General features: G+C 38.3%; 20 protein-coding genes and 1 pseudogene. 12 read left to right on the top strand and 9 right to left on the bottom strand.

The genetic code is table 11. The annotated features are described in order from the left end of the window. Position 1: 1 nt before the first annotated feature. Positions 2 to 931, top strand: a complete 930-nt coding sequence (locus ACU5DF_RS14995; RefSeq protein ID WP_045101463.1) for a flagellar motor protein MotB — start codon at positions 2 to 4, stop codon at positions 929 to 931. 142 nt (positions 932 to 1,073) lie between these two features. Next, complete coding sequence (gene thiI, locus ACU5DF_RS14990) at positions 1,074 to 2,522, top strand: tRNA uracil 4-sulfurtransferase ThiI (protein ID WP_045101464.1); 1,449 nt, start codon at positions 1,074 to 1,076, stop codon at positions 2,520 to 2,522. 46 nt (positions 2,523 to 2,568) lie between these two features. On the opposite strand, the gene ACU5DF_RS14985 is transcribed toward thiI, so the two are convergent. After that, positions 2,569 to 3,501, bottom strand: a complete 933-nt coding sequence (locus ACU5DF_RS14985) for a LysR family transcriptional regulator (protein ID WP_446713421.1) — start codon at positions 3,499 to 3,501, stop codon at positions 2,569 to 2,571. 112 nt (positions 3,502 to 3,613) lie between these two features. Here ACU5DF_RS14985 and ACU5DF_RS14980 point away from each other — a divergent pair, with 112 nt between their 5' ends. Continuing rightward, positions 3,614 to 4,519, top strand: coding sequence for a DMT family transporter (locus tag ACU5DF_RS14980; protein WP_446713420.1), 906 nt, complete (start codon positions 3,614 to 3,616; stop codon positions 4,517 to 4,519). 64 nt (positions 4,520 to 4,583) lie between these two features. On the opposite strand, the gene ACU5DF_RS14975 is transcribed toward ACU5DF_RS14980, so the two are convergent. The 7 genes from ACU5DF_RS14975 to ACU5DF_RS14945 all read right to left on the bottom strand — a co-directional run bounded on the left by ACU5DF_RS14975 (position 4,584) and on the right by ACU5DF_RS14945 (position 10,973). Next, positions 4,584 to 5,174 (bottom strand): DJ-1 family glyoxalase III, encoded by a 591-nt coding sequence (locus tag ACU5DF_RS14975; protein WP_446713419.1) that lies wholly within the window; start codon positions 5,172 to 5,174, stop codon positions 4,584 to 4,586. Beyond that, on the bottom strand, positions 5,171 to 6,064 hold the full coding sequence (gene panE / locus ACU5DF_RS14970) for a 2-dehydropantoate 2-reductase (protein WP_446713418.1): 894 nt from the start codon (positions 6,062 to 6,064) through the stop codon (positions 5,171 to 5,173). Before panE ends, ACU5DF_RS14975 begins: the two co-directional genes overlap by 4 nt. Positions 6,065 to 6,171: 107 nt before the next feature. Beyond that, the gene (locus tag ACU5DF_RS14965; protein ID WP_045101468.1) at positions 6,172 to 6,969 is read right to left on the bottom strand and encodes a nucleoside-specific channel-forming Tsx family protein; all 798 of its coding nucleotides are present in this window, start codon (positions 6,967 to 6,969) and stop codon (positions 6,172 to 6,174) included. Positions 6,970 to 7,250: 281 nt separating this feature from the next. Further along, on the bottom strand, positions 7,251 to 8,594 hold the full coding sequence (locus tag ACU5DF_RS14960; protein WP_446713417.1) for an AmpG family muropeptide MFS transporter: 1,344 nt from the start codon (positions 8,592 to 8,594) through the stop codon (positions 7,251 to 7,253). Positions 8,595 to 8,685: 91 nt separating this feature from the next. Next, positions 8,686 to 9,246 (bottom strand): peptidylprolyl isomerase, encoded by a 561-nt coding sequence (locus tag ACU5DF_RS14955; protein WP_045101470.1) that lies wholly within the window; start codon positions 9,244 to 9,246, stop codon positions 8,686 to 8,688. Next, a complete protein-coding gene (locus ACU5DF_RS14950; RefSeq protein ID WP_045101471.1) occupies positions 9,246 to 9,815 on the bottom strand; it encodes a YajG family lipoprotein in 570 nt (189 codons plus the stop codon). The genes ACU5DF_RS14955 and ACU5DF_RS14950 overlap by 1 nt, the downstream gene beginning before the upstream one ends. A gap of 12 nt (positions 9,816 to 9,827) precedes the next feature. Further along, positions 9,828 to 10,973 carry a methyltransferase gene (locus tag ACU5DF_RS14945; protein ID WP_045101472.1) on the bottom strand — a complete coding sequence of 382 codons (1,146 nt, stop codon included), beginning with the start codon at positions 10,971 to 10,973 and terminating at the stop codon, positions 9,828 to 9,830. Between the two features lie 93 nt (positions 10,974 to 11,066). On the opposite strand from ACU5DF_RS14945, the gene bolA reads away from it, so the two are divergent. The 9 genes from bolA to nqrM all read left to right on the top strand — a co-directional run bounded on the left by bolA (position 11,067) and on the right by nqrM (position 19,041). Next, entirely contained in the window at positions 11,067 to 11,381 is a 315-nt protein-coding gene (gene bolA / locus ACU5DF_RS14940) for a transcriptional regulator BolA (RefSeq protein WP_045101473.1), read from the top strand. A gap of 394 nt (positions 11,382 to 11,775) precedes the next feature. Further along, positions 11,776 to 13,125, top strand: coding sequence for a Na(+)-translocating NADH-quinone reductase subunit A (locus tag ACU5DF_RS14935; protein WP_446713416.1), 1,350 nt, complete (start codon positions 11,776 to 11,778; stop codon positions 13,123 to 13,125). Further along, on the top strand, positions 13,122 to 14,366 hold the full coding sequence (locus tag ACU5DF_RS14930) for an NADH:ubiquinone reductase (Na(+)-transporting) subunit B (protein WP_446713415.1): 1,245 nt from the start codon (positions 13,122 to 13,124) through the stop codon (positions 14,364 to 14,366). Before ACU5DF_RS14935 ends, ACU5DF_RS14930 begins: the two co-directional genes overlap by 4 nt. Beyond that, complete coding sequence (locus ACU5DF_RS14925) at positions 14,356 to 15,123, top strand: Na(+)-translocating NADH-quinone reductase subunit C (RefSeq protein ID WP_446713414.1); 768 nt, start codon at positions 14,356 to 14,358, stop codon at positions 15,121 to 15,123. Before ACU5DF_RS14930 ends, ACU5DF_RS14925 begins: the two co-directional genes overlap by 11 nt. Next, on the top strand, positions 15,123 to 15,755 hold the full coding sequence (locus ACU5DF_RS14920) for an NADH:ubiquinone reductase (Na(+)-transporting) subunit D (protein ID WP_122035799.1): 633 nt from the start codon (positions 15,123 to 15,125) through the stop codon (positions 15,753 to 15,755). Before ACU5DF_RS14925 ends, ACU5DF_RS14920 begins: the two co-directional genes overlap by 1 nt. 7 nt (positions 15,756 to 15,762) lie before the next feature. Then, on the top strand, positions 15,763 to 16,359 hold the full coding sequence (gene nqrE / locus ACU5DF_RS14915) for an NADH:ubiquinone reductase (Na(+)-transporting) subunit E (protein WP_045101477.1): 597 nt from the start codon (positions 15,763 to 15,765) through the stop codon (positions 16,357 to 16,359). 29 nt (positions 16,360 to 16,388) lie between these two features. Next, positions 16,389 to 17,615, top strand: coding sequence for an NADH:ubiquinone reductase (Na(+)-transporting) subunit F (nqrF, locus tag ACU5DF_RS14910; protein ID WP_446713413.1), 1,227 nt, complete (start codon positions 16,389 to 16,391; stop codon positions 17,613 to 17,615). Between the two features lie 167 nt (positions 17,616 to 17,782). Next, positions 17,783 to 18,796 carry an FAD:protein FMN transferase gene (locus ACU5DF_RS14905; RefSeq protein WP_446714253.1) on the top strand — a complete coding sequence of 338 codons (1,014 nt, stop codon included), beginning with the start codon at positions 17,783 to 17,785 and terminating at the stop codon, positions 18,794 to 18,796. An 11-nt stretch (positions 18,797 to 18,807) separates the two neighbouring features. After that, entirely contained in the window at positions 18,808 to 19,041 is a 234-nt protein-coding gene (gene nqrM, locus ACU5DF_RS14900; protein WP_045103268.1) for a (Na+)-NQR maturation NqrM, read from the top strand. A 43-nt stretch (positions 19,042 to 19,084) separates the two neighbouring features. Here nqrM and ACU5DF_RS14895 read toward each other — a convergent pair. Further along, positions 19,085 to 20,336, bottom strand: a pseudogene (locus tag ACU5DF_RS14895) (response regulator). Between the last annotated feature and the right edge of the window lie 82 nt (positions 20,337 to 20,418).

Raw genomic sequence — 20,418 nt, 5'->3', positions numbered from 1 at the left:
GATGGAAGAAGAAGATGATTGCAAATGTCCTCCAGGAGCCCCCTTATGGATGGCAACATTTGCTGACTTAGCAACACTCTTAATGTGTTTCTTCGTACTGTTACTTTCTTTCTCTGAAATGGATGTATTGAAGTTCAAACAGATTGCAGGCTCTATGAAGTTTGCATTTGGTGTTCAAAACGTGCTTGAAGTAAAAGATATCCCTAAAGGTACTAGTGTTATTGCTCAAGAGTTTCGACCGGGTCGCCCTGAGCCAACTCCGATTGAAGTTATCATGCAGCAAACGATAGATATCCCTCAGAAAACATTAGATTTTCATGATGGTGAATCAGATCGTGCTGGTGGAACGAAGAGAGATGCGGGTAAACAAACAGGTGGTGAATCATCATCAACGTCAACGCAGACCAATTCGCAAAGCGAGTCTGAATCAGAAAGCCAGAGTCAGACACAACAAGAATTAGAAGAAACCATTAAAAAAGCGTTAGAACGTGAAATTGATGATGGTGCGCTAGAAGTTGAGAATTTAGGTCAACAACTTGTGATTCGAATTCGTGAGAAAGGAGCATTTCCTGCAGGCTCTGCTTTCTTACAACCTAAGTTTCGTCCTCTTATTCGCCAAATTGGTGAATTAGTAAAAGACGTTCCAGGTGTAATTCGAGTGTCTGGTCATACTGATAACCAACCATTAGATTCGGAATTATATCGTTCTAATTGGGATTTATCAGCTCAGCGAGCTGTGTCAGTTGCCCATGAGATGGAGCGAGTTAAAGGTTTTGAAAGTGATCGCTTACGTGTTCGAGGTATGGCATCAACAGAACCATTAGGCCCAAACAAAACGGCTGCAGAACGTTCGCGTAACCGTCGAGTTGAGATCAGTATCATGCAAGGTAAAGCGCATGAGAGTGATGAAGTGCCAAGTGCGCAGAAATAATAGATAGTTTAAGTAAATGATGAAAGGAGAGTTGAATTAGCAACTCTCCTTTTTTTTCGGTATAATCTTGCGCCTTAGATTAGGTCTTAAATCCATTTAGTCTAACCTTTTGATTGTTATTCCACATCAGTGAAGCCTATATATGAAGTTTATCGTTAAGCCACACCCAGAAGTTTTTGTTAAAAGTGATTCAGTACGCAAGCGTTTTATTCGTATTTTAGAATCAAACCTTCGTAGTATTATTCAACGTGAAACCAAAGGGGTTGAGGTTATTAACCGCCGTGATCACCTTGAAATTACCGGGTTAAGTGGTGAGTATCGAGAGCAGACACTGACTGCGCTAACTCATACTCCAGGTATTCATCATGTATTAGAAGTAAAGCAATCAGCATTTGCAGATATGCATGATATCTATGAGCAATGTTTAGAGATGAATCGTGAGATCATTGAAGGCAAGACTTTCTGTGTTCGCGCAAAGCGCCGTGGTACTCATGAATTTACATCAATTGAATTAGAGCGTTATGTTGGTGGTGGTTTAAATCAAGCGGTTGAATCCGCAAAAGTTCGATTAAAGAACCCAGAAGTGACGGTTAAGTTTGAAGTAGAAAATGAAAAACTTAACTTAGTTATCGCTCGTCATAAAGGTCTTGGTGGTTTCCCTCTTGGTACGCAAGAAGACGTATTAAGCCTGATCTCTGGTGGTTTTGATTCTGGTGTTTCAAGCTATTTACACATCAAGCGTGGTTCAAAAGTACATTACTTGTTCTTTAACCTAGGTGGCCCAGCTCACGAAATCGGTGTTAAGCAAGTTTCTCATTTCTTATGGAAAAAATACGGCTCATCAGCAAAAGTAAAATTCATCTCTGTTGATTTTGATCCTGTTGTTGCTGAGATCCTAGAGAAAGTAGATGACGGTCAAATGGGTGTGATCCTTAAACGTATGTTTATGCGTGCAGGTGGTATGGTTGCTGAGAAGTTTGGTATTGAAGGTTTAGTTACAGGTGAAGCTCTAGGTCAAGTATCTAGTCAAACACTGACTAATCTACGTCATATTGATAATGTAACTGACACCTTGATCCTTCGTCCATTAATTAACTGGGATAAAGAAGACATCATTGATGTAGCTCGTCAAATTGGTACTGAAGATTTTGCTAAAACAATGCCAGAATACTGTGGTGTTATTTCTAAAAAGCCAACCATCAAAGCTGAAAAATCTAAGTTAGAGAAAGAAGAAGCGAAGTTTGATTTCTCTGTACTTGAGCAAGCAATTTACAATGCGCGAGTTATGGATATTCGTGATATTGAAAAAGAGAGCCAAGAACAAGCACCTGAAGTTGAGATGGTATCTGAGTTGGGCTCTGATGCGGTTGTTCTGGATATTCGTTCTTCAGAAGAAGAAGATGCAAATCCATTCGAGGTTGAAGGAATTGAAGTTACTCATATTCCTTTCTTTAAACTTGCAACTAAATTTGGTGATTTAGACCAATCTAAAGAATACTTTTTATACTGTGAACGTGGCGTAATGAGTCGTCTTCAAGCATTGCTGTTGATAGACAATGGCTACAAGAATGTAAAAGTTTACCGCCCGTAACTTTTGCTATTCTAACATTGTAGAATGATATGAGAGAGCTGATTAATTAGCTCTCTTTTTTTATGTTGATAGTTTCAAATTGTTGGACCATGAAATCAATAAAGACTCTTAAGCGATTAGGCATATGTTTACTTCTTAGAAACTGCATCATGACCTTTCCATGATAATTCCCCTGCACTTCCCAGTGAGGTAGAACCTCGACCAATAACCCTTGTTTTAGCTTTTCTTGAACAACGAAGTTAGGAAAAATGCCGATCCCAAGATTGTGCATTACCGCATCTAATCGCATTTCAGTATGATTAACTACAAAGCATCCATCAACTTTGATTTGATAGTACTCGGACCCTTGTTTAAACCCCCATTCGTTATCGTGTTGCGTCTCTCCAAGGGATAGGCATTGATGTTTATCTAATTCCGAAGGGTGTTTAGGTATGCCATTTATTTGTAGGTATTTAGGTGTTGCACAAAGTACAAGGTCAATCTTCGTTAATGGCTTGGCTATCAAATTTTCTTGTGGTTGATTAGTTAAATTAAATATCAAATCCAAATTATCATTAATGGGATCACAAGACTGATCGGTCACTTTTATTTTCAGTTTTATGTTTGGATATAGCTCAATAAACTGTAGGAAAAGAGGTTGTAAGACTTGGTTTCCAAATGCTTTTGGTGTCGATACTCTTAACAACCCCTCTATGTTATTACTGCTTTTATCTGCAATATTAACCACTTCTTGAGCATTATCAACGATGCTCTTGCAGTAATTATACGTTTCTTGTCCTGCTATAGTTAATGTCTGCTTTCTTGTTGTTCTTTCTAATAATGTTAGTTGTAGAGCCTTTTCAAGACGAGAAACCTGGCGGCTTACTCCTGATGGGGTCATATCAAGAATTTGCGCTGCTTTACTAAAGCTTTCTGATTCAACCACGGTTACAAAGGCGGCCATGTCTGGTAATAAGGTGACGAGTTTATTTATGTCCATGAGTCACAAAAGATTTGATTTATGTAGGGATTATTTAACTTATCAGCTTGCGGTATCTTGGTGCAAATAAGGATGTGATTTATGTTATCTCACAGGGAAGAAGAGAAGAGCGATGGAAAGGCGTATAGAAAGAGGGCGAGAGCTGCCAGTTAATCAATATTTACCTTCAGTGATTCTACTACTTGTCGCGTTTTTTTGGGGAACCAGTTATGGGGTGGCAAAAGAAGCGTTATTTTTTACTAGTGTATTCGTTTTTTTAGTCATTCGGTTTGTAATGACAACTCTTGTTTTATTACCAATTGTTATTTATCGAAAAAATATAGCGCATTGGAAATCCGTTATCCCAACAGGGGTTATTTTATTTTTGATCTTTGTTTGTGAAACCTACGGAATAAAAAACACGACCGCTTCTAATGCCGCCTTTCTTATTAGTTTATTTGTTGTTTTTACGCCATTTATTGAATGGTTGGTGAATAAAAACAAGCCGACGAATAAGTTATTATTTTTGTCTATTATCTCTGTTATTGGGGTGTTTTTATTAACAAATATTAATACTCATCAAATTAATATAAATAAGGGCGATATTTTAATGTTAATGGCAGCCTTATTGAGAGGTGTAATGGTTGTGTTTACTAAAAAGGTGATGGTCGATAAAGACGTTGACCCTATTATGGTGACAAGTGTTCAATCAAGTGTAGTGTCCATTTTTTCAATCGTATTGCTTTTATCCATTCATGGTTTTGAATGGGTTAATTTGATACCACTTGATTTGTCTTTTTGGTTATTAGCGATCTATCTTGTCTTATTTTGTACCGTGTTTGCTTTTTATGCTCAGAATTATAGTGTAAAGAAGATGTCGCCAACGAAAGTGTCGATCTTAATGGGCAGTGAATCAATATTCGGTGCTCTGTTTGCTTTTTTATGGCTAAGTGAAAGATTTACTTTGATTCAAGTTATTGGTGCGAGTCTTATTTTTATTGCAACCTTTATAGCGACGAAGCAAGAAGCAAAGGTATAGTTTTCAAGAGGGTAACCAATGCCAATTTTATTTGGCATTGGAGTATTTAGGTAGGGTAGCTTTATTAGATTTGATGATAATTTAAGTTTGGTAGTGTCACTAAATCAGCCGCTAATTTTGCTGTTAGTTCTTTGCCACCCAGTAATGTGACGATTTCCATTGCAAATTCAAGTGCAGAGCCAGGACCTTGGCTAGTAATTAAGTGATTTAAGACATCAGTAAATACACGTTTAATACGTAAGTTGTCTTTTGGGATAGTATCCATAAAGCTAGGATAGCAAGTCATTCGCGCATCAGGATATAAATTGTGATGTTGAAGAACGATTGCTGGAGCAGCACAAATAGCAGCAACCCATTTTTCATCGTATTTCTGTTGCTTTAACATTTCTATCAGAAGTGGACTGTCTCTGAAATTTTCAGCACCTTTAAGACCGCCGGGAAGCACAATACAATCAAACTCTTCATCAGCCACTTCAACTAATTTTACGTCAGCAGTAAGAGTGACTCGTTGTGCTGCTTTCATGGTTAATGCACCATCAAAAGCGGTACTGGCAATCGTTACATCAAATTTAGCGCGTTCTAGAATATCAATTACCGTGATAGCTTCGAGCTCTTCGGTTCCAGGAGCAAGGCATACGAGAATTTTTGTTGTCATAGTGTGTTCTCTTCTAATTGTTTTATTTGATTATATAACGTTTGGTTAGTTGGTGCTGAAATACCATGCTGCTCTGCTTTTTGTAATAGATAACCAGTAATATTATCTATTTCAGTTTTTCGTTGATAAAAGCAATCACGATTCATCGAGGAGTAGTTTTCAGAGGTCGCTGATATTACTTGATTTACCATTGAAACTAGTTCTGTTTCTGTCCACTCGACATTTTCTTGTTGTAATACTTGTTGTACTTCACTGCAAATACGAATGACATCTTGGTGAATATCTGGCTGAGATAATTGCCCATTTTTACATTGATGAATCGCCGTTAGTGGATTAATCGCACAGTTAATGGCAAGCTTTTTCCATAGTGCAATTTCAATCCCAGAGTTCCATTCAATACTTGGTAAGCTATGAGTAAGCACGTCTTGGATAAATTGGCATTGATTACCCAATAGGTTAAATGGCCCAATGACGGTATGACCCAAACCAGTATGTTTTACGGTGTGATTATTCTCTTTTAATGCTCCATGTGTCGTAGTCGCTTGTAAAATAGGGTGGTGGTTTATTTTTTCTTTAATATTATCAATAGCGCCCATGCCATTGTGCATAAAGAGCAATATGGTTTCTTGTGATAATAATGGAAGTAAGGGGAGTAGTGCGCTTTCTACTTGCCAAGCTTTAACGGTAATAAAAAGTAAATCACAATGAATGAGTGATTCTTTGTCGTTACAAGAAAAAGTATGCGAAGAGTTTTCTTGTGAATTTAAAGAAAGAGAAAGTTCAGAAGGCGTTGATTTTCTTGTCCATAACGAGACATTATGCCCTGCTTTTTGAAGATAACACGCCCATAAAGAGCCGACAGCTCCTGGGCCAAGAATGGTGATATTCACGCGACTATCCATTAAGTATCAATAATGAAAGTAGTGTAATGGGTTTGCTAGAAAAAACAAAGGCGCTCATGATGAGCGCCTTTGTAAAATAGGAAGTCTAAATTAAATTAGAACTTGTAAGTTACTGCTACGTAGTGTGCTACACCTGAAGATTCAAATGCATCGGTATCTTTAATTCCATAAACATCTTTATATGCTTTTAAGCCGTAACCAACAGCGAACTGATCTGAGTGCCAGTAAATACCATTGAACATAGCACCACCATTACTTGCAGTAGAGCCCATTTCTTCTTCCATACCAAATTGGTAATCGATGTAACCTTGGTAAGAGATGAATGAACCATTCTCGAAGAAGTAGAAAGGTTTGAACCAGTTAGCAGATACTTGGTAGCCGTTCCAATCCTTTTGGTTCATGTCATAAAAACCATAAAGGTTTAGACCAATTTTACCAAGCCATGGAACCATTACATCTGAGCCTAAACCTACTTTCGTATTATTTACACCGAAAGTACTTTCAGCATCACCAGACCATTCAAAAAGAGTAGCAACGTATAACTCTTGAATTGGGCCCATAGATAAATCAGTACCAGTTAGTCCATCTAGAGACATACGTGGTGCAAATTTCATGAATGATTTCGCTGCGCCAGCTTTATCACTGCTTTTATCTGATGTTAGGTTAAAAATATCAACATAACCATAAAGGTCAAAGATGCCCGAGCGACCACCAAATTCCATTTCTAGGTAATCGTGGCTTGATTCCCCAGGTTTCTCATCGAATGCACCCATTAGGTTAAACTGCATCCATTTGTAATCATTTTTATGAGTGTCACCATCGCTGTAATCAGCAGCGAAAGTAGGTGCAGAAAGAGTAGCAAGCACAGATAGAGCTAAAAGGGATTTACGCATAATGGCATCTCTACGGTTATGTATTACTAAAAATAAAAAACAGTATTATCGCACTGCTTTAAGTTGCGTTCATATTATAGATAAAGTTCACTTTTTTAAATGCAATTTATGTAACTGCTATGTTATATGTTGATCCCGATCTTACTTGTAGAGTTAACATCTTTAATTTTGTGATTTATGTCGATAAATTGACATTATCCTGACATAAATTTGTGAACTAAAACTAAAAAGCTCCTTAAGTAAAGGAGCTTTGAATTGGCAATTGTTATTTATTAGCTGTTTTAAGAATTTTGAGCTTTATCAAGCAGGGCTTTGAAATGCCCTTTAAGCATAAGTAACATGATCAAACTTGGGATTACCATCACAGCAGTTAATATAAAGAACAGAGGCCAACTATTTAGATAATCAGCAAGCTCTCCACTAAAGGAAGCAAGGGTCGTTCGACCTAGGTTACCTAAAGAGGCAAGAAGTGCATATTGAGTGGCAGAGAAAGCCTCTCCCGTTAATATGGTTAAGAAAGATACAAATGCAACAGTTGAAAATGCAGTAGTGAAATTATCAACAAGGATTGTCGCTAAGAATAAATGCTCATTTGGTCCTACATTGGCAATTAGGGCAAACATTAAATTACTTGCTGCCATCGCAATACCGCCGATCATTAAGCCTTTGATAACGCCAAATCGTACATTAATCAAGCTTCCCAATAAGGTAAAGAAGACCGTAGCTCCCCAACCAATTAATTTTGAGTAGTAGCCAATCTGCTCATTACTGAATCCAATTTCTTTGTAGAAGGTGATCGACATTCTGCCTAGGAAAGCTTCACCAATTTTAAAAAGAAAAACAAACAGTAATAGAGTACAAGCAGTTTTGACACCATTACGATTAAAGAAATCATAAAATGGTTCAATAACGGTTACGGTAAACCAAGCAGTAGTCTTAGACCCGATTAATTTATTATGACGTTCCTCGGCTTCATGTTGTAGCGCATCACGTTTGGTTTTTGGCTCACCAACAAGCAAAGTAAAGACCATGAGTAAAGCTACAATGCCAGCCATTCCATAATAGACGCCATTCCAACCAATATTATCTGCATTAACAAACGCTAAATAACCCGGTAATGAATAGCCTGTCCACCAACCAATAACGGCCATTGCAGAAGCTTGTGGCATTTTGGTTGATTCTGATTTAGGAAAGGTATCAATACGGAAAGCATCAATCGCGACATCTTGGGTTGCAGATGCCGTCGCAATAGCAAGGGCGAACATCGAGGTTAATGCCAGATTATTTGATGGATCTAAGCCTGCAATTTGTAAGGTACAAAATAAAACGATAGTTTGGCAAAGAAAAATCCAACTACGGCGTTGACCTAATTTATCTCCTAAAAATGGGATTTTTACTCGGTCAACGAGAGGTGCCCACATAAAGTTAATCGCATATACTGCGAATACAGAACCAAAGTAGCCAATCGCAGCACGAGTTAAGCCTGCGTCTTTTAGCCAACCAGACATGTTAGAACCAATCAATACCCACGGGAAACCACTAGAGCAACCAAGCATGAAAACCCAAAGTAGACGTTTATCCATGTAGCTTTTAATCGCTGATTTCCATTGCATGGATTGAGACATGAAACGCTCCTTGTTCTTATATTTATATGAGAAAAAACAAAGCAGCTCGTAAGCTGCTTTGATAATGAAATTAAATCAATACTAAACTAAGTTATTTAATCAGTGTTGCTTTAGTTATGATAATTGGTTCAATTGGAATGTCACGCATACCATTAGGTAGAGCTTTGGTTTTTTTAGTTGCCATTTTTTGAATAACATCAAAACCTTGAGTTACTTTACCAAATACAGCATAACCTGGTGGACGTTGGTTTGCATTTAAGAAGCCATTGTCACTCAGATTAATATAGAATTGACGAGTTGCAGAATCTGGTGCGTTGGTTCGAGCCATTGCGATTGTTGCTGTATCGTTATCTAAACCGTTGCTGCCTTCATTTTTAATAGGGGCATAACTTGATTTTTTAGTCATATCTTTATCAAAACCACCGCCTTGAGCCATAAACCCAGGAATAACTCGGTGGAATTGAGTACCAACATAACTGCCATCTTCTACATAGCGTAGAAAGTTAGCTACAGAAATAGGTGCTTTTTCTGAGTTAAGCTCTACAGTAAAATTACCTAATGTAGTCTCAAATTTTACAGATTCAGCAACGGCTGCCTGAGTAAAACCCAAGGCAGCAATTAATAGAGCTGCTTTAGATGTCCATTTCATCATTAGAAGTTGCCTTTAATGTAGGTTTGTAGTTCTTCATCAACAGCGATCTTATCTAGTACTGCATTAAGAAGGTCATTAAGAACTAATTCAATATCTTGATTATCAGCGCTCATTGAACCTGATCTTTCAGATACTCCGTTGTAGGTTTTTACAAATTTCCCTTGTGCTGTTTCAGCGGTAATTTGCAGTTTAACTTGTGTATTCATTTCATTACTCATTAATGAGTGCTGAACGTTAACTAATACTTCGATAATATCTAAGCGTAGTGTGTTATCACTATCAACGGTAATGATGAAGCCTTGTTTTTTTAATTGATCTGATAGCACATCTTCAAGAGTAACACGCAGGTTCTGCTGAGAATGAATCGGCTGAACATTTTGACGTCCGTTATCAATTACGGCAACGTATTGTGCAGTACGTAAATCGCTACTATCTAGTGTTAGTTTTACACCATCAACAATCTGATGTGCATTGCTTGATGCTACTGGTTTGATATCCAATTGAGGATCAGAGGGTGCAGTACAAGCAGCTAAGAAAAGTGCAGAAAGGGCAATAATGGCCTTTTTCATTGGAATATCCTTTTATTTTGATTTTTCAGCTTTAACAGCTTCTAAAATAACGAATTTTGAATTACTAGCAATAGTGGTGACGTTCTCTTCACCAAATAAACGGCATAACTTATCATCATAATCAAGATGACGGTTTCCAATAACTAATAATTTACCTTCTTTGCATAAGATGTGCTTAGCATCACAGAACATTTGCCAAGCGATATGATCAGTAATGGCTTGTCCTTGATGGAAAGGAGGATTACAAAGTACTAAATAGCTACTGTGTTTTTTAAATCCATCTAAACAGTTATTGGCGATAAATTGAAATTGACGCTCTTTACCCAGATTTACTTCTAAATTACGACGAGCAGACTCGACTGCCATAAAGCTTTCATCAATACAGGTGATTCGAGCTTCTGGGTTTAATTGTGCAGCTTTCACACTAAGCACACCATTACCACAGCCTAAATCAATAATATGACGAAGTTCTGGATCAACAGGGATATGCTCAAGTAGAAAACGAGCGCCTTGATCTAAACGTTCACCAGAGTAGACATTAGGGTAGTTTAAAAGATCAATATCTTCATTATCTACACTCCAACATACTGCTTCTGCGATAGTAGCTGGATTAGTTGCATTGGCATTAGATAAAACTAAACGGTGCTTCTTCCAAGCCAAAGACGTTTTTGTTTCACCTAAAAAATCTTCAAAAAGTTCCAGTGTTGAGCTATGAATTTCTTTGGCCTTATTAACGGCAATAATTGGACACTCAGCCGTCATTGATTGACGAAGTTGCTGTAATTGCCAAGTTAACATGCGATTGTTTTTTGGGATTTGCATTAAAACAAGATCGAAACCTTGAGGCATCTCTTCTGTTGAAGTGATTAGCTGCACACGATTACATTGGTTACGTTGTAGATTTTTTAAGGTACCACGTTGAGAAACAAAAGAATCCGTCATCATAGTGACGTTATGTTTTTCAGAGAACCAACAAGATAAAGCACCAAAATTATCGTTTAAGATAAGAATGTTTTTGCCATCTTCTAAGTTTAGTTCTTCTACGTGTTTGATAACGTATTCGTCACCGGCATCCCAAGCTTGTAATAACTCTTGAGCGCGTTTTGGATAACGCTGTAAATTTAAGCTTCGGTCAAACAAAGATAATTCGGTTTTCATAATTTAGATTCTTCAATAGGGATCGCTTCTGGCTATTGTCGCAAATGGTGTATAAAGTGGAAATAGAAGAATTGAAATAAAGAAGGGATTTATATGATTCAGCATCAAATTGAGCAAAAATTACGTACAGAACTATCGCCGTCATACTTAAAAGTGCTTAATGAGAGTTATATGCACAATGTACCAGAGGGTTCGGAAAGCCACTTTAAAGTGATTGTGGTTAGTGATGAATTTGAAGGAAAGCGTTTATTGGCCCGTCATAGAATAATAAATGCGATTTTAGCAGATGAGCTGGCGAATCATATTCATGCTCTTGCGATTCATACTTATACCGAAGAAGAATGGCAAGCATTAGCAACGGAACAAGTGCCTCAATCGCCTAATTGTATGGGTGGCTCAAAAGGTTAAATTTGAAACGCGAATGTTTAATTTTTAACATAAAATAAATGAGTTGTGATGTGATTTGTTAAAAAGTGACAAATTATGAAGTTAATTGCTACTAAGGTGGTATTTTTTGATTTTGAACAAAAACTGTGCGCTAGTTCTAAAATACTAAACCTATTTCAATGATTTCTAACAACGAATAGTAAAAAATATTAGGAATCTAGTTATTGAACATGGCATCTACACCATAAAAAATGCTAGAATCTTCCGCCTTAAAATAGCTTTTTTCGTCTTTATGTAAAAAGCATATTACTAAAATGTTGCAACTCTGGCGGTTTTTTCTGTTGGAGTTGAGTGCATTGGTAATGTCGTGTCTTATATAGAATCCTTTTTCCCAATTAAATTAGTGCAAGTGCGTATGATTACAATAAAAAAGGGTTTGGATCTTCCTATTGCAGGAGTTCCAACTCAGGTGATTAATGATGGTAAATCCATCACTAAAGTCGCCTTGCTTGGCGAAGAGTACATCGGTATGCGTCCTACGATGCATGTCCGTGTGGAAGATGTAGTAAAAAAAGGTCAGATTCTTTTTGCTGATAAAAAGAATCCTGGTGTTATTTTTACTGCTCCAGTAAGTGGTAAAGTTGTTGAAATTAACCGTGGTGCAAAGCGTGTACTTCAATCTGTAGTTATTGCAGTTGAAGGCGAAGAGCAGGTTACTTTTAATAACTATGCAGCGAACCAACTAGCTTCTCTTGATCGTGATACGGTTAAGCAGCAGCTTATTGATTCTGGTGCATGGACTGCATTACGTACTCGTCCGTTCAGCAAGGTTCCAGCGATCGATTCTGAAACAAAGGCTATCTTTGTTACTGCTATGGATACTAATCCACTAGCAGCTGATGCAGAAGTGATCATTAACCAACAAGAAGATGCTTTCGTTGCAGGCTTAGATCTATTATCTGTATTAACAGGTGAGAAGGTTTATGTATGTAAGAAAGGAGGTAGCTTACCTCGCTCTTCTCAAAGTAATGTTGAAGAACATGTATTTGATGGCCCGCATCCAGCAGGATTAGCTGGTACTCACATGCATTACTTGTATCCTGTAGATACAACTAATGTTGCATGGAGCATCGGCTACCAAGACGTTATTGCCTTTGGTCAACTATTCTTAACGGGTGAAATTTACTCGGACAGAATCGTTTCATTAGCTGGACCTGCAGTAAATAATCCTCGCTTAGTTCGCACTATTTCTGGTGCTAGCTTGCTTGAATTAACTGACAGCGAAGTTATGCCTGGTGAAGTACGAATCATTTCTGGTTCTGTATTGAACGGTACACAAGCGTTTGGCCCTCATGGCTACCTTGGTCGTTACCATCAACAAGTATGTGTTCTTCGTGAAGGTCGTGAGAAAGAGTTGTTTGGCTGGGCTGTCCCTGGTAAAAACAAATTTTCTGTTACTCGCTCATTCCTAAGCCATGTATTCTCAGGTCAACTGTTTAACATGACGACAACTACCAATGGTAGTGATCGTGCAATGGTGCCAATCGGCAATTACGAACGTGTAATGCCATTAGATATGGAACCAACAATGTTACTACGTGATCTTTGTGCGGGTGATGTTGACAGTGCTGCACGTTTAGGTGCATTAGAATTAGATGAAGATGATCTAGGTCTATGTACGTATGTGTGCCCTGGTAAATATGAGTATGGTCCAATGCTTCGTGAGATCTTGGATACCATCGAGAAGGAAGAGGGTAATCGATGAGCCTTTTAAAGTTTATTGAAAAAATTGAACCTCATTTCGAACCTGGCGGAAAACATGAAAAATGGTTTGCTCTGTATGAAGCAGCAGCAACTCTTTTTTATACACCAGGTACGGTAACAAAAGGTGGTTCACATGTACGTGATAGTGTTGATTTAAAACGTATCATGATCATGGTTTGGTTTGCAGTATTCCCAGCAATGTTCTGGGGTATGTACAACGCTGGTAACCAAGCTATTGTAGCTCTTGACCATATGTATTCTGGCGCAGAATTGGCTGCTGTTATTTCAGGCGACTGGCACTACTGGTTGACTCAAATGCTTGGCGGTACAATAAGTGCTGATGCTGGTTGGGGCAGTAGCATGCTACTGGGTGCAACTTACTTCTTACCTATCTATGCAACAGTGTTTCTTGTTGGTGGATTCTGGGAAGTATTGTTCTGTATGGTGCGTAAGCATGAAGTAAATGAAGGCTTCTTCGTTACTTCTATTCTTTTCGCATTGATCGTTCCACCAACACTTCCACTATGGCAAGCAGCGCTAGGTATTACCTTCGGTGTTGTTGTAGCGAAAGAAATCTTTGGTGGTACTGGTCGTAACTTCCTAAACCCAGCGCTTGCGGGTCGTGCATTCTTATTCTTTGCATACCCAGCTCAAATTTCAGGTGATACAGTTTGGACTGCTGCTGATGGCTTCTCAGGTGCTACAGCACTTAGCCAATGGGCACAAGGCGGTCAAGGTGGCTTAGTTAATACTGTCACTGGTAACACTATCTCTTGGATGGACGCATTCATTGGTAATATTCCAGGTTCAATCGGTGAGGTTTCAACGCTTGCACTGATCCTTGGCGGCCTAATGATCGTTTACATGCGTATTGCATCTTGGCGTATTATTGCGGGTGTTATGATTGGTATGGTTGCAGTGTCTACACTGTTTAATCTTATTGGTTCTGATACAAACGCAATGTTTAGCATGCCTTGGCACTGGCACCTAGTTCTTGGTGGTTTTGCGTTTGGTATGATCTTTATGGCAACAGACCCAGTATCGGCTTCATTTACCAGCAAAGGTAAGTGGTGGTACGGTATTTTAATTGGTGGTATGGCTGTAATGATCCGTGTAGTTAACCCTGCATACCCAGAAGGTATGATGTTAGCTATTCTGTTTGCAAACCTATTTGCTCCACTGTTTGATAATCTTGTGGTTGAAGGCAATATTAAACGGAGACTAAAACGCTATGGCAAGTAATAACGATAGCATTAAAAAGACTCTTGGTGTTGTTATTGGTTTGAGCCTAGTGTGTTCAATCATTGTATCAACAGCAGCGGTTGGCCTGCGTGATAAGCAGAAAGCGAACGCAGTGCTTGATAAGCAAAGTAAAATTGTTGAAGTAGCTGGTGTAACTGGTGAAGGAACTATTCCTGAACTGTTTGCTGCAAACATTGAACCTCGCCTTGTTGATTTTACAACAGGTGAGTTTGTTGATGGCGATGCTGCTACTTATGATCAACGTAAAGCATCAAAAGATCCAAAACAATCGATCAAGCTTACTTCTGAGCAAGATAAAGCGAAGATCATTCGTCGTGCAAACCTAGGTGTTGTTTACCTAGTTAAAGACGGCGATGCAGTATCTAAGGTTATCTTACCTGTTCATGGTACTGGTTTATGGTCAATGATGTATGCGTTTGTTGCAGTTGAGACTGACGGTAACACAGTTGCTGGTATCACTTACTATGAGCAAGGTGAAACTCCTGGTCTTGGTGGTGAAGTTGAAAACCCAACATGGCGTGCGCAGTTTGTAGGAAAAACTCTGTTTGATGCAGATCATAACCCTGCAATTAAGATCGTTAAAGGCGGTGCTCCAGCTGGTTCTGAGCACGGTGTAGATGGTCTTTCTGGTGCAACGCTAACTGGTAACGGTGTTCAAAACACATTTGACTTCTGGTTAGGTAATGATGGTTTCGGCCCATTCTTAACTAAAGTTCGTGATGGAGGTCTGAACTAATGGCGAGCGTAAAAGACATTAAAAAGAGCGTTCTAGCACCGGTATTGGATAACAACCCAATCGCGCTGCAAGTTCTTGGTGTATGTTCAGCTTTGGCTGTAACAACTAAGCTTGAAACGGCTTTTGTTATGACAATTGCAGTAATGTTTGTTACTGCATTATCTAACTTATTCGTTTCGCTAATTCGTAACCACATGCCAAACAGTGTTCGTATCATCGTTCAGATGGCGATCATTGCCTCTTTGGTAATCGTTGTTGACCAAGTATTGAAAGCATATCTTTACGATATATCTAAACAGCTTTCTGTATTTGTTAGTTTGATCATTACAAACTGTATTGTAATGGGTCGTGCTGAAGCGTTCGCAATGAAGTCTGCACCACTTCCATCATTCATCGATGGTATTGGTAACGGTCTTGGTTACGGTTTTGTATTGATGACAGTTGCATTTTTCCGTGAACTTTTAGGTTCTGGTAAATTGTTTGGTGTTGAGGTTCTTCCACTTGTTTCTAACGGTGGCTGGTACCAACCAAATGGTCTAATGCTTCTAGCACCATCTGCATTCTTCTTAATTGGTTTTATGATTTGGGCTATCCGTATCATCAAGCCAGAACAAGTAGAAGCGAAGGAGTAGGGTCGAAATGGAACATTATATTAGTTTACTTGTTAAATCGATCTTCATTGAGAACATGGCACTTTCGTTCTTCTTGGGTATGTGTACTTTCTTAGCCGTGTCTAAGAAAGTAAAAACATCGTTTGGTCTTGGTGTTGCTGTAGTTGTTGTATTGACAATCGCAGTACCATTGAACAACCTTGTTTATACTTACTTATTGAAAGAAAATGCGATTGTTGCGGGTGTTGATTTAACATTCCTTAGCTTTATTACCTTTATTGGTGTTATCGCGGCACTTGTGCAAATTCTAGAAATGATCTTAGACCGTTTCTTCCCGCCTTTGTACAATGCGTTAGGTATTTTCCTTCCGTTAATCACAGTTAACTGTGCAATTTTCGGTGGTGTATCTTTCATGGTTCAACGTGACTATAACTTTGCTGAATCTGTGGTTTATGGATTTGGTTCTGGTGTTGGTTGGATGTTGGCTATCGTAGCGCTTGCTGGTATTCGTGAGAAAATGAAGTATTCAGATGTACCTCCAGGTCTTCGTGGCTTAGGTATTACTTTCATTACAGTAGGTTTGATGGCGTTAGGCTTTATGTCTTTCTCTGGTGTTCAACTGTAGGGTAAGCACCCAGTAATAAGGAATAACAAATGCAAAGCATTATTCTTGGTGTAGCGATGTTTACCATAATTGTACTGGCTTTAGTTTTAGTGATTTTATTCGCTAAATCTAAACTAGTGCCATCAGGTGACATTACTATCTCTGTAAACGGTGATCCTGAAAAAGCGATCATTACACAGCCTGGTAGCAAATTACTTAACGCTCTTGGTAGCGCTGGTATTTTTGTATCATCAGCTTGTGGTGGCGGTGGCTCTTGTGGTCAGTGTCGTGTGAAAGTAAAATCTGGCGGTGGTGATATTCTACCTACAGAACTTGATCACATTTCTAAAGGTGAGGCTCGTGAAGGTGAGCGTCTAGCATGTCAAGTTGCAATGAAAACTGACATGGATATTGAACTTCCTGAAGAAATCTTTGGTGTTAAAAAGTGGGAATGTACGGTTATCTCTAATGATAACGAAGCTACTTTCATCAAAGAACTTGCTCTTGCTATCCCAGATGGCGAAGAAGTTCCATTCCGTGCTGGTGGTTACATTCAAATTGAAGCTGAACCACATCACATTAAATACGCAGATTTCGATGTTCCTGACGAATATCGTGGTGATTGGGATAAGTTTAACTTGTTCCGTTACGAATCAATCGTTAAAGAGCATTCGATCCGTGCATACTCTATGGCTTCATACCCAGAAGAGAAAGGCATCATCAAGCTTAACGTACGTATTGCAACTCCGCCGCCAAATAACCCAGATGTAGCTCCTGGTGTTATGTCATCTTATATCTGGTCTTTAAAAGAAGGCGACAAATGTACTATTTCTGGTCCATTTGGTGAGTTCTTCGCTAAAGATACTGATAATGAAATGGTATTCATCGGTGGTGGTGCTGGTATGGCACCAATGCGCTCTCATATCTTTGACCAACTTTTACGTCTTAAATCAACACGTAAAATGTCTTACTGGTATGGTGCTCGTTCTAAGCGCGAAATGTTCTACGTTGAAGACTTTGACGGCCTAGCGGCTAACAATGAAAACTTCGTATGGCACTGTGCTCTGTCTGATCCTATGCCAGAAGATAACTGGGATGGTTACACAGGCTTCATTCACAACGTACTTTATGAAAACTACTTGAAAGATCATGAAGCTCCAGAAGATTGTGAATACTACATGTGTGGTCCACCAATGATGAATGCAGCTGTAATCGGCATGCTTAAAGATCTTGGTGTTGAAGATGAAAACATCTTACTAGATGACTTCGGTGGTTAATCTAACGAAGTAATAAATATTGGCTGACTCATCTTTGAGTCAGCCTTTTTTCGTATTAATGGTTTACATTTAACCAGACAAAGTACAGGGTTATAGGTTTTATCAAATTTATATTCCTGTGTATTGTTTGTTTTAAGGAGTTGACAGTGATTGTCAGTTGTACTCATATGGTAAATAAAGCAAAAAAAGTAGTCGTTGCACTATGTGCTTTAATATTAATTTCGGGTTGTAGTGAACAGCGTGAGCAAGTGTATTTAAATGGTCCAACTATGGGGACCAGTTATAATATCAAATTTATAGCTCAAGACGGTTTACCTACAGCTGAAGTTATTCAAGTAGAAGTAGATAGAAAGCTTGAACTTGTTAATGATCAAATGTCGACTTATCGTAAAGATTCAGAGCTAAGTCAATTTAATCAAAGTACTGCTTCAACACCATTCACAGTGTCTAAAGATACAGCAATGGTGATCAGAGAGGCGATCCGATTAAATGAATTAACGGAAGGTGCACTAGATGTAACCGTTGGTCCTCTGGTTAATTTATGGGGTTTTGGCCCAGAAGCTCGCCCTGAAGTTGTTCCAACAGAAGATGAATTAAATACTCGTCGTGCTATTGTTGGTATTCAGCACTTAAGTGTAACCGATACTACGGTAACTAAAGACATCCCTGAGTTGTATGTTGATTTATCGACTATAGCAAAAGGGTGGGGTGTTGATGTTGTGGCTAATTATTTAGAAGAATTAGGTATCACGAACTACATGGTTGAAGTTGGTGGTGAGATGCGTGTTAAAGGTAAGAATAAAGAGAAGGTTGCGTGGCGTATCGCGATTGAAAAACCATCAGTAGATGAACGTTCAATCCAAGAAATTATTGAACCAGGCCATCATGCAGTGGCAACATCTGGTGATTACCGTATATACTTTGAGAAAGAGGGGGTCCGTTACTCTCACATTATCAATCCAATTACGGGTAAACCAATTGCGAATAAAGTGGTCTCAGTAACAGTGCTTGATAAATCATCAATGACAGCAGATGGACTAGCAACTGGCCTTATGGTGTTAGGTGAAAAGAAAGGCATGGAAATCGCCAATATAAATAATATCCCTGTTTTCATGATTGTGAAAACAAAAGATGGCTTTAAAGAAATAGCTTCTGAAGCCTTTAAGCCTTTTTTGAAATAAGTGAGTAGATGATGAATACTTTTCTAATTACATTTGGTGTTTTTCTTGCGGTGATTGGTGCAATGGCTATTGGCTATATTGTCCAACGTAAAGTCGTTAAGGGAAGCTGTGGTGGCCTTGGTGCTGTTGGGATTGATAAGGTATGTAATTGCCCTGAGCCTTGCGATGCACGTAAAAAACGAGAAGCGAAGGAAGCGATTCGAGCTGAGAAGTTAGCCGCTTGGGAAAAAGACCGTATTGCTTAATCAGTAATAAACAAAGCCTGAGAGTTTTTCAGGCTTTGATCAATTATATTTCAGAAATTACTTTATTTCTTCCGCTATTCTTTGCTTGATATAGCTTTTCATCAGCATCTTTAATTTGCTCTTCTAATGTTCCTTCAATACCTGATACACCTGCACTGATAGTAATTGTTATTTCTTGATCGTGATAAGGGATTGATACGTTACCAAGCCGTTCTCGCATTTTGTTTAATCGAATAACAAAGTCACTTAATGGTAGTTCCGAATAAATTAAAAATTCCTCACCACCAAAGCGAGCAACAAGGCTATCAGAGAAGCAAACTTTCATAATATGAGCAACTGTAACGAGAGTTATATCCCCAGCATCATGACCATAAGTATCATTAACTTTTTTGAAAAAATCGATATCAAGCATAGCAATATGTCGACGTTTAATGCCTGTATTGGCTTTCTCCATTAAATAACGGCGATTCCATAAATTGGTCAAAGCATCTTGGTTTGCCATGATAAACAATGCATCATTTGCCTCTTTAATTTGCAGTATTTGATGAATACGGCAAAAAAACTCTTCAGGAATGAAATGGTTTATACAAGAAATCATTTGCACCAGCTTTTAAAAAGCGAGCAGTGAGGGTTTTACTATCACTGGCAGAAATACCTAAAATAGCAAGTTGGCTATGACTATTATCGGATCTAATCTCATGAATCATAGATATCCCATCTTTTTCGGGCATATCATGATCAGTAATAATTAATGATATATCTTGATTTTCTTTTAGTATATCAATAGCTTGATTTCCATTTTCAGCTTGGAGAGTTTGAATGTAATATTGTTTTAATAATTGGTCGATATGCTTTCGTACTACGGAAGAGTCATCAACAATTAAGACTTTATGTTGATGATTTTTAGTCAGTCTTTGTATGAGGGGTAAAAGATATGAAATTGATACTAGACTTTCTTTTAAAATATAGTCAATAACACCTTTACTGAGTACTCTTTCTCTTAAATCGTCTTGGAATATAGCAGTTAGAACGATAACTCTTTGTTGCTTATCTAATGCGAGATCGATTACTTCACCATCTTGTCCATCTGGCAAACAATAATCTAATATAGCACAAAGGAAGTCAGTTTTCTTTTCGAGTATCTGTCTCGCTTCAGCAAGAGACTCAGCACTAATAACTTCATACCCTAAGTTGCTAATTTGTTGATGTAGGTAGTTTCTGAATGTCAGACTATCTTCAACAATTAAAATATTATTACTGCTCAAAAAAACCTCCCTGCTACATTTTTGAAACATTCATCTATGAATCATAGCTTTGAATAAGCTTGGCGTCATTTTAATATTTGCGATAATGAGAAATAAAATGATTGAGACTCGG

It is taken from the genome of Aliivibrio wodanis, assembly GCF_052920805.1.
This window is presented reverse-complemented; position numbering and strand designations above follow the sequence as displayed.

Bases quoted from the DNA above. Each gene is read 5' to 3' on its own strand.
- ACU5DF_RS14995 (WP_045101463.1), top strand. From the start codon at position 2: ATGGAAGAAGAAGATGATTGCAAATGTCCTCCAGGAGCCCCCTTATGG.
- thiI (WP_045101464.1), top strand. From the start codon at position 1,074: ATGAAGTTTATCGTTAAGCCACACCCAGAAGTTTTTGTTAAAAGTGAT.
- ACU5DF_RS14985 (WP_446713421.1), bottom strand. From the start codon at position 3,501: ATGGACATAAATAAACTCGTCACCTTATTACCAGACATGGCCGCCTTT.
- ACU5DF_RS14980 (WP_446713420.1), top strand. From the start codon at position 3,614: ATGGAAAGGCGTATAGAAAGAGGGCGAGAGCTGCCAGTTAATCAATAT.
- ACU5DF_RS14975 (WP_446713419.1), bottom strand. From the start codon at position 5,174: ATGACAACAAAAATTCTCGTATGCCTTGCTCCTGGAACCGAAGAGCTC.
- ACU5DF_RS14965 (WP_045101468.1), bottom strand. From the start codon at position 6,969: ATGCGTAAATCCCTTTTAGCTCTATCTGTGCTTGCTACTCTTTCTGCA.
- ACU5DF_RS14960 (WP_446713417.1), bottom strand. From the start codon at position 8,594: ATGTCTCAATCCATGCAATGGAAATCAGCGATTAAAAGCTACATGGAT.
- ACU5DF_RS14955 (WP_045101470.1), bottom strand. From the start codon at position 9,246: ATGATGAAATGGACATCTAAAGCAGCTCTATTAATTGCTGCCTTGGGT.
- ACU5DF_RS14950 (WP_045101471.1), bottom strand. From the start codon at position 9,815: ATGAAAAAGGCCATTATTGCCCTTTCTGCACTTTTCTTAGCTGCTTGT.
- ACU5DF_RS14945 (WP_045101472.1), bottom strand. From the start codon at position 10,973: ATGAAAACCGAATTATCTTTGTTTGACCGAAGCTTAAATTTACAGCGT.
- bolA (WP_045101473.1), top strand. From the start codon at position 11,067: ATGATTCAGCATCAAATTGAGCAAAAATTACGTACAGAACTATCGCCG.
- ACU5DF_RS14935 (WP_446713416.1), top strand. From the start codon at position 11,776: ATGATTACAATAAAAAAGGGTTTGGATCTTCCTATTGCAGGAGTTCCA.
- ACU5DF_RS14930 (WP_446713415.1), top strand. From the start codon at position 13,122: ATGAGCCTTTTAAAGTTTATTGAAAAAATTGAACCTCATTTCGAACCT.
- ACU5DF_RS14925 (WP_446713414.1), top strand. From the start codon at position 14,356: ATGGCAAGTAATAACGATAGCATTAAAAAGACTCTTGGTGTTGTTATT.
- ACU5DF_RS14920 (WP_122035799.1), top strand. From the start codon at position 15,123: ATGGCGAGCGTAAAAGACATTAAAAAGAGCGTTCTAGCACCGGTATTG.
- nqrE (WP_045101477.1), top strand. From the start codon at position 15,763: ATGGAACATTATATTAGTTTACTTGTTAAATCGATCTTCATTGAGAAC.
- nqrF (WP_446713413.1), top strand. From the start codon at position 16,389: ATGCAAAGCATTATTCTTGGTGTAGCGATGTTTACCATAATTGTACTG.
- ACU5DF_RS14905 (WP_446714253.1), top strand. From the start codon at position 17,783: ATGGTAAATAAAGCAAAAAAAGTAGTCGTTGCACTATGTGCTTTAATA.
- nqrM (WP_045103268.1), top strand. From the start codon at position 18,808: ATGAATACTTTTCTAATTACATTTGGTGTTTTTCTTGCGGTGATTGGT.